General features: G+C 54.4%; 12 protein-coding genes. 7 read left to right on the plus strand and 5 right to left on the minus strand.

The window, feature by feature from the left end; genetic code table 11:
• Positions 1-177: 177 nt before the first annotated feature.
• From C5O24_RS00105 to C5O24_RS00120, 5 genes are all read right to left on the minus strand, one after another.
• A complete protein-coding gene (locus C5O24_RS00105; protein ID WP_107036155.1) occupies positions 178-750 on the minus strand; it encodes a 30S ribosomal protein S16 in 573 nt (190 codons plus the stop codon).
• Positions 751-936: 186 nt separating this feature from the next.
• Entirely contained in the window at positions 937-2,202 is a 1,266-nt protein-coding gene (locus tag C5O24_RS00110) for a BT_3928 family protein (protein WP_107036156.1), read from the minus strand.
• Positions 2,199-2,744, minus strand: a complete 546-nt coding sequence (locus C5O24_RS00115) for a DUF1599 domain-containing protein (protein WP_107036157.1) — start codon at positions 2,742-2,744, stop codon at positions 2,199-2,201. Before C5O24_RS00115 ends, C5O24_RS00110 begins: the two co-directional genes overlap by 4 nt.
• 183 nt (positions 2,745-2,927) lie before the next feature.
• Positions 2,928-3,101 (minus strand): hypothetical protein, encoded by a 174-nt coding sequence (locus C5O24_RS13905; protein WP_161553745.1) that lies wholly within the window; start codon positions 3,099-3,101, stop codon positions 2,928-2,930.
• Positions 3,102-3,244: 143 nt separating this feature from the next.
• The gene (locus C5O24_RS00120; protein WP_107036158.1) at positions 3,245-4,726 is read right to left on the minus strand and encodes a potassium/proton antiporter; all 1,482 of its coding nucleotides are present in this window, start codon (positions 4,724-4,726) and stop codon (positions 3,245-3,247) included.
• 113 nt (positions 4,727-4,839) lie between these two features.
• Between C5O24_RS00120 and purH the strand changes: the two genes are divergently transcribed.
• From purH to C5O24_RS00155, 7 genes are all read left to right on the plus strand, one after another.
• Complete coding sequence (gene purH, locus C5O24_RS00125) at positions 4,840-6,366, plus strand: bifunctional phosphoribosylaminoimidazolecarboxamide formyltransferase/IMP cyclohydrolase (protein ID WP_107036159.1); 1,527 nt, start codon at positions 4,840-4,842, stop codon at positions 6,364-6,366.
• A 48-nt stretch (positions 6,367-6,414) separates the two neighbouring features.
• Positions 6,415-7,434, plus strand: a complete 1,020-nt coding sequence (locus C5O24_RS00130; RefSeq protein WP_107036160.1) for a rod shape-determining protein — start codon at positions 6,415-6,417, stop codon at positions 7,432-7,434.
• A gap of 96 nt (positions 7,435-7,530) precedes the next feature.
• Complete coding sequence (gene mreC, locus C5O24_RS00135; RefSeq protein ID WP_107036161.1) at positions 7,531-8,379, plus strand: rod shape-determining protein MreC; 849 nt, start codon at positions 7,531-7,533, stop codon at positions 8,377-8,379.
• Complete coding sequence (locus C5O24_RS00140) at positions 8,376-8,897, plus strand: rod shape-determining protein MreD (protein ID WP_107036162.1); 522 nt, start codon at positions 8,376-8,378, stop codon at positions 8,895-8,897. The genes mreC and C5O24_RS00140 overlap by 4 nt, the downstream gene beginning before the upstream one ends.
• Positions 8,881-10,743, plus strand: coding sequence for a penicillin-binding protein 2 (mrdA, locus tag C5O24_RS00145; protein WP_107036163.1), 1,863 nt, complete (start codon positions 8,881-8,883; stop codon positions 10,741-10,743). Before C5O24_RS00140 ends, mrdA begins: the two co-directional genes overlap by 17 nt.
• 43 nt (positions 10,744-10,786) lie before the next feature.
• Entirely contained in the window at positions 10,787-12,205 is a 1,419-nt protein-coding gene (rodA, locus tag C5O24_RS00150) for a rod shape-determining protein RodA (RefSeq protein ID WP_107036194.1), read from the plus strand.
• Positions 12,206-12,341: 136 nt separating this feature from the next.
• Complete coding sequence (locus tag C5O24_RS00155; RefSeq protein ID WP_107036164.1) at positions 12,342-12,983, plus strand: LysE family translocator; 642 nt, start codon at positions 12,342-12,344, stop codon at positions 12,981-12,983.
• Positions 12,984-12,991: the final 8 nt, after the last annotated feature.

Genomic DNA, 12,991 nt, shown 5'->3' on the forward strand with positions numbered 1-12,991 from the left:
CTATCTATATACACTTGCCGACAGCGTGCCACGACAACACCGACACGAGTCAGCCCAAGAAACAAAAAAAACGAAGACGCATCAGAGATATCTCCAATGCGTCTTATTGTTTTTTACGCCTCTGGACGTCAGAGCGTCATGAACACGCCGCCATACAGCGACACGTCACCCCACACATCACTCTGCGGCGGGAGCTTCTGCAGCAGGTGCCTCCTCAGCGGGAGCAGCCTCTTCGGCGGGAGCCTCGGCAGCAGCGGCAGCGGCTTCAGCCTCAGCCTTTGCAGCAGCGATCTCAGCCTTTTTCTTGGCTACGATCTCAGCCTTTGCCTTGTTCTTGGCCTGCTCGGCTTCGAAACGCTCTTTGGCGGCGAGTTCTTTCTTGTCGGCCATGGATGCGACAAGAGCGTCGGTCTGACCCTGCTTCATCTTTTTCCATGCCTCGAAACGACGCTGTGCTTCAGCCTCGTCGAAAGCGCCTTTCTTCACACCGCCCTGAAGGTGCTTCATAAGCATCACACCCTCTGAAGAGAGGATCGTGCGCACGGTGTCGGTAGGCTCTGCGCCTACATTTACCCAATACAAAGCCCGTTCGAAGTTCAATGTTATTGTAGCAGGATTAGTGTTCGGATTATAAGAACCTATCCTTTCAATAAATTTACCATCTCGTGGTGCCCTGCTATCGGCGATAACAATAGGATAGAACGCATAGTTCTTACGACCATGACGTTGCAGTCTGATTTTGGTTGCCATTAGAAAATGTCGGTTAAAATTTGGTTTTGTATTGATTGCAGGTGCAAAGTTACACATAATTTCGCACACGGCAATGCCCTTGCACGTTTTATTCAGGACTTTTATTTGGCTTTCCTCATCTTTTGAGGAATTTTGGGAAAGTTCGTGGAATAGTCAACCGAAATCCACATATAACATCAGCGAGCGTCACACCTGACGGCGAAGCTGTCTGCGCCATTTCAGAAGACGGCCGCTACGGTCAAGCATGAACAGCACCGCCAACACTGCAAGCACTACGAGAGTGATCTGCCACAGCCGCGCCACCCCTTCAAGAGCCAGGCTGTCGAGCACTGTGTCGTCTGCCTCCGATGCCTCTACATAATCAGCATCGATTGACGCCGCCGTGCGCTTCCACTGTATCACGCCGTCGCGCAGCCACACGAGCGATATCGCGCCACGCACAAGTACCTTCAGCTGAGTCGGATCGGCCGAATACACCGGATAATCAGCCATTGAAAGATCAGTCCATTCGGCAGCTTGACGACCGCCGGCACCAATTATGGCGACAACCGAGCCACCGCTGTTCTTCACCCTGTCGGCAAGTTCATTGACAAGATAGGTAAACGACACATCGGCACGGTCATACTCCGGAATCACAACGAGGAGCGTACCGCCTTCAGGCTCTACGACATATGCGCTCACATCCTCATCATGATCAGTCACCACCAGCTCCGGACGGTTATCGACCTTACCGGCGACCACCCGACGCTCAACAAACGTCCATGTAGAGTCGGGCAAAGAACCGATATCATACGCATGTCGGACACCATCCTTTTCATACACGAATTCAAATTCAGCGACAGCCTCATCCTCCTCAGCAAGCAGACCGCCCAGATCTGTTCCGACAGGAAACGGCCGGAAATCCACCATCGGCTGCACGGTATAGCCAATAAAAGCCACCACCGACACATAGACCGACACAACCAGCAGCACAAGCCACTGTATATACGGTCCGAACAGACACCCCACACGGCGATTATATATCAGTAACACGACAAGAGCCGCCATCAGCGCCACATTCTTGAAAAAAGTGGCGGCATTAGACAGCCGAAGCATCTCACCGAAGCATCCGCAGTCGCTCACCGGATCGGCAGCCCATATATACGCCGTGAGAGGAAGCATCACTCCCATCATAAGAGTCAGAAGCCACACCACCGTGCGTCGATAACAACCGGCAGCAAGCATCACTCCTGCGATAAATTCAAAAGAAGCGATAAACATCGCAGCTGCAATCACAAGCGAGCGCGGCTGCACGATCCCCCACACTTGCAGATACTCCTCTATCTTGAATACGAATCCCCATAAATCATCGGCTTTGGCAAACCCAGAAAGCACAAATACCGCACCGACCGTCAGCCGAAGCGCCCACACACCCGCCTGCGACAGCGGTGACAACTGTTTCAGTCCACTCATTCGGTTAGCTTTATTATGCCGAACACGGCATAATTGACCATATCCATATAATTGGCATCGATTCCTTCCGACACCTCAGTCATTCCGCTATGATCCTCGATCTGCTTGGTGCGCTGCAGTTTGGTCAGAATCAGGTCTGTGTACGAATTGATCCGCATACCGCGCCAAGCCTCGTCATAATCATGATTCTTGGCCTTCATCAGTCGGCGCGCCTGATCGGCATACTTGTCGTAAAGCTCCAGAGCGCGCTCCGCGGTGATATCAATATCGTCGGCAAATCCACAGTCGAGCTGTATCAGCCCCACCAGACCATAATTGACAATAGCGATGAATTCCGGCAGAATGCCCTCGTCTACCATCGCCTCCTTCTTTATCTCCAAAGAACGTATGCGCTTAGCCTTGATATATATCTGGTCAGTTATTGATTCCGGCCTCATCATGCGCCATGACGGCCCGTAATCGTTGAGCTTACGGGCGAAAATATCGCGACAGAGCGCCATTGCTCCGTCAAACTGCCGGTTGGTTTCGTCGTATCTGGTCATATATTACCATACCTGTTAGCCCGACGGGCACCATGCCGCGTCGCTCTGCAAAATTAAGCCAAATATTCATAACGTGCAATACGCAAGCACGGCGGCCCGCCTCTTCAGACATAGCCGCCGCACGATAGCGTGTCCGACAGACGGCTGGCATCGCATCATGCCGCGCCGACTCTGCCGTGAATGTCATTTCACTGCCTTGTTGGCATATCCGACCAACACCAGTATAAATGCTGCGAGAGCAAGACCGCCTCCTATCGAAAGAAGCACCAGAGCATTGCCCGAAGTGAACAGGGTTGCGATCATAAACCCCACACCTACCAGAGCAAAAATAATAGCGAGAGCAATCAGACCTTTCATAATAGTATGTGTTTTTAACGTTAGTTTTACTCTATAACACTCACTATGACCAAAAAGTAGATACGGTTAATGTTTTTTAATACACCACACACCACAACCATGGCATATCCACGACCGGCTCCCCTATCAGCCCACGGCGACAGTCAGTCTTCGCGTATAATGAGTAACACATCGGACGGCTGCAGACGACGACGTCCGTTCGGGACGATATACCGCCCGCCTCTGCGTATCATTATCACCAGCGACCCCTGCGGCAATTCGAGATCACGCAGAAGATCACTGTTTGCGAGATGAGCCTCCGTAAGTGTCAGCGTGTGGAGCGATGTAGGCAGTTCGTCGGGGATCTCGACTCCAAAATGATCGTCGGACACCTCCTGACGCTCCACCAGGCCAAGACGACGGGCTGCAGCCATGACAGTGGTCCCCTGCACGAGCAGCGAAAGGATCGTGACGAAAAACACTATATTGAAAATCTGCGAAGCACCCTCCACATGAGCCGCCACAGGATAAGTGGCAAATATTATCGGCACCGCCCCGCGCAGTCCCACCCACGACACAAACAGCTTCGAACGTCGCCCTACGCTCCTGAAAGGCATTAGCGAACAGAACACACTGAGCGGGCGTCCGACCACGATCATAAACACACCGATGAGCAGCGACACGGCCGCTACCGACAGCATCTCATGCGGATTGACAAGCAGGCCGAGCATGAGAAACACCACAATCTGCGCAAGCCACGTGATGCCGTCGATAAACTTCGCTATGCCCCGATGCCCGACCACACGTCCGTTACCCACCGTTATGCCGCAAAGATATACCGCCAGATAACCATTGCCGCCGAGCGCCGTAGTGGCAGCAAACGAGAAAAAGACGCAACCCACAATCAGAATGGCCGTCATGGCCACCGCCTGGGCAGGATCTTCGCTATCTGACGCCGCACCGCCCAAACGCCGATAGACCGACGCAAGCCATACCGTCAGCCGCCCGGTCAGAAAACCTCCGGCAATTCCCACACCAAACTGCATCAACAACTCGCCGACAACGTGCCCCACCGACAGCGACGTATCGGTCGTGGCCGCTTCGATCAGCACTATCGTCAGCATATAAGCCATAGGATCATTGGATCCGCTCTCAAGCTCAAGCATCGGCCGTAGATGATGACGAAGACCTGTCTTATGCGCTCCGAGAATGCCGAACACCGACGCCGAATCAGTCGACGACATAGTGGCGGCCAACAACAGCGAAACGACAAGAGGAAAATGAATATTGGTCCAGCTCATCCCCGACAGCCACCAGATGAAAAGTCCGGTAAAAAGCGCTGTAAGCAACACTCCCACAGTCGACAGCACCAACCCCGGAGCCACAACAAGCCTTATCGACGAAATCTTCGTGCCCATGCCTCCCGAGAACAGAATGACACACAGCGCCACCATACCGATAGACTGGGCCGTATGTATGTCGCTGAACTGCATTCCCAGACCATCCGTACCAAACGCCATACCTGTCAGCAGAAAGATCAGCAGCAGCGGCAGACCGACACGATGGCTCGACTTGCCCGCGAGCACACCGGCCACGAGCAACGTCGATCCCGCGAGCAAAAGATTTTCAGTCGACACCTGTTCCATATCACCTGCAAAGTTAACACTATTTTTTTAATAATATATTAGGTGAAACAGACTCGCTTTCATGTAAATTTCGTAACTTTGCACCTCTGAAACTAAAAACCGTATCACATATTATGTCAGACGTAAGGAAAATCAAGACAGCACTCATTTCCGTCTACCACAAGGACGGCCTCGACGATATTTTGTCAATGCTCCATGCCCAGGGCGTGAAGTTTCTCTCGACAGGCGGCACCCAGACCTTCATCGAACAGCTCGGCTACCCCTGCTCGGCCGTAGAGGATCTGACTTCGTACCCGTCGATCCTTGGCGGACGCGTAAAGACACTTCACCCCAAAGTGTTCGGCGGCATTCTCAACCGTCGCGACAACGAGGGTGACCGTCAGCAGATCGCGCAATATGAGATTCCTGAAATCGACCTCGTGATAGTCGACCTCTATCCTTTCGCCGACACCGTATGCAGCGGAGCAGACCATGCCGCCATCATCGAGAAGATCGACATAGGCGGCATATCGCTCATCCGCGCCGGAGCGAAAAACTACAAGGATGTCGTGATCGTGGCATCCAAAGCACAGTACGCCCCTCTGGCCGAGATGATCGGCCGCAACGGCGCACAGTCGACACTCGAAGAACGTGAGTTCTTCGCCGCCGAAGCATTCGCCGTCTCATCGGGCTACGACACCGACATCTACAACTATTTCGCAGGCCGCAGCAGCCAGAATTATCTGCGCATAGCTGTCGACGGAGAGAAACACATGCGCTACGGCGAAAACCCCCACCAGAACGGCACATTCTACGGCCGTCTCAGCGAAGTTTTCGATCAGGTTCACGGCAAAGAGATCTCCTACAACAACCTGCTTGACATCGACGCGGCGATCAACCTCATGGCCGAATTCACCGAACCGACATTCGCCATCCTCAAACACAACAACGCCTGCGGACTGGCCACCCGTTCCACCATGCTCGAAGCATGGGAAGCAGCCCTCGCGGGAGATCCCGTATCGGCATTCGGAGGCGTGCTTATCGCTAACCGCATCATAGATCTGGCCACAGCCGAGGCCATCAACAAGATATTCTTTGAGGTAGTCATCGCACCCGCCTACGACGACGCCGCGCTCGAAGTGCTCTGCCAGAAGAAGAACCGCATTGTGCTCAAGCAGCACTCACAGCTCAAGGCCACCCGCCAGTATCGCTCGATACTCAACGGCGCTCTCGTGCAAGACAAAGATCTCAAGGTCGAGACGCCCGACGATCTCCGTCAGGCCACAGAGAAAGCCGTCACCCCTTCGCAGATCGACGACCTGCTGTTTGCCAACAAGATCGTCAAGCACAGCAAGAGCAACGCCATCGTACTGGCCAAGAACCGCCAGCTGCTTGCAAGCGGCATCGGACAGACATCGCGCGTCGACGCCCTCAAGCAGGCCATCGCCAAAGCAGGCTCGTTCGGCTTCGACCTTCACGGAGCTGTCATGGCCTCCGACGCCTTCTTCCCCTTCGCCGACTGCGTCGAGATAGCCCATCAGGCCGGAGTAGACGCCGTGATACAGCCAGGAGGATCCATCCGCGACCAGGACACCATTGACTACTGCAACGCCAACGGCATAGCCATGGTCATCACCGGCATCCGCCACTTCAAGCACTAATCACCACCATCTTTTCTCACCACACAATTTCACAGAATTCAATCTCTCATGGGTATATTCTCACTCACTAAAGAAATAGCCATCGACCTCGGCACGGCCAATACCATCATCATCCACAACGACAAGATTGTGGTCGACGAGCCGTCGATCGTAGCCATTGAAGTGTCTACCGGCAAGATGATCACCGTGGGCAAGGAAGCTCAGATGATGCAGGGACGCGAGCCCGAAGGGATCCGCACCATACGCCCGCTGCGCAAAGGCGTCATAGCCGACTTCCGGGCGGCCGAAATGATGATTCGCGGACTCGTCGAGAAAGCGAGCCAAAAGAGCCGCTGGTTCAGCCCCTCGATGCGCATGGTGGTAGGCATCCCCTCCGGATCGACCGAAGTGGAGATCCGCGCCGTGCGCGACTCCTCGGAACATGCCGGCGGACGCGACGTCTACATGCTCTACGAGCCTATGGCCGCAGCCCTCGGAATCGGACTTGACGTTGTGGCTCCCGAAGGCAACATGATCGTAGACATAGGCGGCGGCACAACCGAAATCGCCGTGATATCGCTCGGCGGCATCGTCAGCAACAAGAGCATCACCATAGCCGGCGACGACCTCACTGATGACATACAGGAACACATGCGGCGCGTACACAACGTCAAGGTAGGCGAACGCACCGCCGAACTTATCAAAATGAACGTCGGATCGGCTCTCATGGAACTCGAAAACCCGCCTGAAGACTACATCGTCCACGGCCCCAACCAGATGACAGCACTGCCGATGGAAGTCGCCGTCAGCTATCAGGAGATCTCCCACAGCATAGAGAAGAGCATCTCGAAGATAGAGGCCGCCGTGCTCAGCGCTCTGGAGCAGACACCGCCGGAGCTGTATGCCGACATAGTCAAAAACGGCATATATCTCGCCGGAGGAGGCGCGCTTATCCGTGGCCTCGACAAGCGTCTGACCGACAAGATCGGCATCCAGTTCCATATCGCCGAGGATCCCCTGCTCGCTGTAGCGAAAGGTACCGGAGTGGCACTGAAAAACATCGACAAATTTTCATTCCTTATCCGCTGACCTGTGCCGGCGCCGTTTATGCGGCGCCGCACAAGTATGGCTACAGCCAGTGAATATCAACCCGACCAATAACGACGCAACAACCACCGGGACGCAATGAGAAACCTCATTGAATTCTTCTTGCGCTACAGTTCATGGATGCTTTTCGTCGCCTACATGGCGGCGGGATGCTTCATGCTTTTTCACAGCAATCCGTGGCAGCACCATGTGATGCTGACATCGGCCAATGCTGTATCGGCCGTCGTCTACAAGGGAGCGAGCAATCTCACCGCCTACTTCCATCTGCGCGACATCAACGAAGACCTGCAGCGACGTAACTCGGCTTTGGAACTCGAAGTGATCAACCTGAAGCAACAGCTCGAACGCACACGCGAACTGGTCTATGCCGACACAATGACCACCGACTCTGCGCTGCAGCGCTACAGTTTCATCCTCGCAAGGGTGATCAACAACACCACCCACCGTACGCACAATTACATCACCATCGACAAGGGCTCGGCCGACGGCATCCGTCCGGAAATGGGTGTCATGGATCAGAACGGCGTGGTTGGCATCGTCAATGTGACCGGCCCGCACTCAGCCAGAGTCATATCGCTGCTCAACAACCACCTGCGGCTGTCGTGCAAAGTCAAGGGACATGACCATGTAGGATCACTCGTGTGGGACGGGACAGATCCTGAGGAAGCCATACTCGAAGAGCTTCCACGACACGCAGTGTTTGAGATCGGCGACACCATAGTCACCAGTGGCTTCTCTACCGTATTCCCCGAAGGAGTGCCCATCGGCACCATCGTAAAGGGGCTGCGCGACCACGACGAAAACTTCTTCGCACTCCGCGTCAGACTCTTCACCGACTTCACCACCCTTGGCACCGTGCGGATCATATCCGACTCGATGACCGACGAAATCCGCGAGGTAGAACGCGACATAATCGACAAGAAATGAGCAAGACGACCATAAAATTCATTTTTCTCGCCATCATGCTTATAGCCGTGCAGGTAGTGGTGTTCAACCATATTGCACTGCTCGGATATGCCGTCGGATTCATATTCATCTATACATTGCTCCATCTGCCTCTGACCCTGTCGGCCAACTGGACGCTGACTATAGGATTCTTCATGGGTCTCGCCGTCGACATCTTCGCCGACACACAGGGAATGAATGCCATTGCATGCACCATTCTCGCCGCACTGCGCCGCCCGGTGGTAAAACTCTATTTTCCGCGCGAGGAGGACATCACCGACCCCTGCCCGTCGGCCCGCTCGCTCGGCTTCCCGGTATTCGCGAAATACGCCATAACACTCTCGGCGATCTATTGCCTGGTCATATTTCTTGTAGAGTCGATGAGCTTCTTCCGGCCTTTATCGCTCATGCTGCGCATCGCCTCAAGCACCCTGCTCACATTTCTCCTCATGATAGCCACCGACAGCCTCACCAGCAGCCACAATGAGAAAAGATTATAGACTCGAACGCCGGAAATATGTAGTCGGAGGCTTCATTCTGCTTATTGTAGCCATATATATCGTTCGCCTCTTCAATCTTCAGGTGGTCGACGACCGCTACAAGGACTATGCCGACTCCAACGCATTCTTGAAAAAAGCAATATATCCGTCACGAGGCATAATCTACGACCGTCAGGGGCGGGTCGTGGTATTCAACCAGCCGGCCTACGACATCATGATGATACCGCGCGACGTGCAGCCGTTCGACACACTCGACTTCTGCAACACGCTCGGACTCACCACCGAACAGTTCACCCGCCGCATAGCCGACATGAAGGACCGACGCCTCAACCCCGGCTACTCGTCATATTCGCCACAGGTGTTCATGACACATCTTTCGGCCGAGGACTACGGACGTCTTCAGGAGAAGATGTACCGCTATCCGGGATTTTTCATACAGAAACGCATACTGCGTGAATACGGCTACAAGGCCGCAGCCAACGTGCTCGGCAACATACGCGAGGTGTCGCAGGCCGACATCGACGCCGACCCGTATTATTCGTCGGGCGACTACACCGGCGACCTCGGAGTGGAGAAGAGCTACGAGAAATATCTGCGCGGCGAGAAGGGAGTGGAGATACTCATACGCGACGCCAAGGGACAGATACAGGGCAAATTCGAGAATGGCGCTCGCGACCGCGGAGCCATATCGGGCCGCAACCTCAAGCTCAGCATCGACATTGAGTTGCAGCAATACGCCGAATCGCTGATGGTCAACAAGATCGGAGCGCTCGTGGCCATCGAGCCATCCACCGGAGAGATACTGGCCATGGTGTCATCGCCCACCTACGATCCATCGCTGCTCGTTGGCCGCAAACGCGGAGCCAACTACAAGGCTCTCGTGGCCGATTTCTACAAGCCGCTGTTCGACCGTGCCCTGATGGGTGCATATCCTCCCGGCTCGACATTCAAACCCGCCAACGGACTTATCCTACTGCAGGAAAATATCATCACACCCTCCACCGCCTATCCGTGCTATCACGGATTTGTCAGCGGAGGCCTCAAGGTAGGATGCCACAGCCACGGCTCGCCGCTGCCGCTCAAACCTGCACTACAGACATCATGCAATGCATATTTCTGCTACGGCTTCAAGGCCATGGTGGACCGGCGCTCGAAGTACGGCACATCGGCCGAAGCATTCGAAACATGGAAGAAACATCTCGTGTCGCTCGGCTACGGCTACCGGCTCGGCACCGACCTGCCCGGAGAGAGCCGCGGATTCATACCCAACGCCAAATTCTACAACAAGATCTACGGTGAGAGCCGGTGGAGTGCCAACACCATCATATCCGTATCCATCGGTCAGGGCGAAATCCTCGCCACTCCCATGCAGATTGCCAATCTGTGCGCCACTATAGCCAACCGTGGATGGTTCATCACACCCCACGTGGTCAAGGAGATCGAAGACACTGTGATGCCCCAGGATCTTATCGCCCGACACTATCCGACTATCGACGCCCGGCATTTCGCCGACGTAGCCGAAGGAATGCGCATGGCCGTCACCGGCGGTACATGCCGACTCGCGGCACTCCCCGACATAGAGGTGGCCGGCAAGACCGGCACCGCACAGAATCCACACGGCAAGGACCACTCGGCATTCATAGGTTTCGCACCCTACGACAACCCCAAAATAGCCGTCTGCGCCTACGTGGAGAATGCCGGATTCGGTGCCACCTACGGAGTTCCCATCGGCAGCCTTGTCATTGAGAAATATCTCACAGGAAAGATATCCGACCAACGCAAATATCTCGAGCAGCGCATGCTTGAGTCCAACACCATAATCTACAGTGGAGTCAAGAAGCATTAATCATAAAGCCGTGCCGACATCCTACGTGCGCTACATCGACTGGATGAGTGTCGGACTGTATCTGGTGCTTGTCGTGGCAGGAGTGTTCAGCGTATATGCCGCAAGCTACGACTTCGACAACGCATCGATTTTCGACTTCAACGAATTTTCAGGCAAACAGGTGCGCTGGATATTTCTCGCACTCGGCCTGGCTCTGATGATAATGCTCATAGACAGGCGCATGTATGAAACCTACGCCTATCCGATCTATCTCACGCTGCTGGCCATAATGGTTGTGACCATTTTCGTGGCTCCGGACATCAAGGGATCACGCTCATGGCTCGTGTTCGGCCCTGTCAGCTTCCAGCCTGCCGAATTCGGCAAGTTTGCCACCGCCCTGGCTCTGGCCAAACTGTTCAGCGGCTATCAGTTCAGGCTCAACGACTCACACACCAATTATCTGAGAGCCATTGCGATAATATTCGTGCCGATAGCGCTCATTCTCGCCCAGAGAGAAACCGGGTCGGCACTGGCCTATCTCTCACTGTTTTTCGTGCTCTACCGCGAAGGCATGAGCGGTCTGGTGCTCCTTGCGGCGGCAGGCGCAGTCATCATCTTTGTCGTGGCGGTGAAATACGCCGGCACGATGTTCATGGACATGCCGCTTGGCGAAGCCGCCGTCATAATAATGCTCGGACTGCTTCTGCTCGGCATGCTTGCCGTCTATTGCCACCGCGTCAAAGCCGCCCGCAATGTCGTACTTTTCTATCTCGGAGCGGCAGCCGTGGCATGGGGACTGCATCTTCTGGCAATTGACATCCCAGGAAGATACTTCCTTCCGCCAGTGCTTGCCGCCTCATGCGTATATTGCCTCATACTATGCCTGCGCGGCGACAGCAAACCACTCCTTGTGACTGTAGGAGCCGTCATGGCCGGAGTGATATTCCTCTACTCTGTCAACTATGCATTCACCTCCGTGCTTCAGCCACATCACCAGCAGCGCATAAAGGTGACACTCGGACTTGAAGAGGACCGCCTCGGTGCAGGCTACAACGTGAATCAGAGCAAGATTGCCATAGGATCTGGCGGACTCACCGGCAAAGGATTTCTCAACGGCACCCAGACCAAACTGAAGTATGTTCCCGAACAGCACACCGACTTCATCTACTGCACCATCGGCGAGGAAGAAGGATTCATAGGCTCCACCGCCGTGCTGCTCCTGTTTCTGGCGCTGATACTACGGGTGATACACATAGCCGAACGGCAACCTACCGTATTCGGGCGCGTCTACGCCTATTGCGTGGCCTCCTACTTCATATTTCATCTCGCCGTCAACGTCGGCATGGTCATAGGCCTATGCCCTGTCATCGGTATCCCGCTCCCCTTCTTCAGCTATGGAGGCTCATCGCTATGGAGCTTCACCATACTGCTCTTCATACTGCTCCGCATCGACGCCTCACGACGCGAACATCTCACCTACTGACCTGTGCCGCCGCCGTGCGCATAGCTACAAAAAGATTTGTGATTTCAGGCGGAGAATTGTAATTTTGTAAATGTGTTTCGAGGCAGTGCGGTATATCGCATAAACGACACTGTCACACTTACCCTACAACCCCACAATGGAGAGCGCAGCAAACATAATAATCACCGGCATACTCATCGGAGCACTGATTTCAGCTCCCATGGGACCGATCGGCATGCTTGTGATACAACGCACGCTCAACAAGGGGCGTATGCCAGCCTTCGTCACCGGCATCGGGGCCGCATTGTCCGACCTCATCTACTGTCTGCTCACCGGACTGGGACTCTCGTTTGTCACCGACTTCATCGAATCCAACCAGAATGTGCTGCAAGTCATAGGCAGTCTTGTATTGATCATCTACGGCATATATCTCTTCCGCAACAATCCATCGCGGCAGCTACGCACCCCCGCCCCGCAGGCCTCGAACTACTGGCGCGATTTCGCCACCGGCTTCCTCTTCACATTCTCCAATCCGCTGATACTGTTCTTCATCATCGGACTCTTCGCACGCTTCAACTTTCTTGACACACAATACAGATTTTATCACTACATCGCCGGCTATACCGGCATCATAGCCGGAGCCGTGATATGGTGGTTTCTCATCACGTATTTCGTCAACAAGGTCAGAGCCCACTTCAACGTCCGCTCCATGTGGCTTGTCAACCGTATCATCGCCGTGATATTGCTCGTCATGGCATCGGTGGGATTTATCCTCGGCCTAAAAGAACTCTTTGAATAACCCATTCC

Origin of the sequence: Paramuribaculum intestinale (assembly GCF_003024925.1) — a bacterium.
Lineage (GTDB): Bacteria > Bacteroidota > Bacteroidia > Bacteroidales > Muribaculaceae > Paramuribaculum > Paramuribaculum intestinale.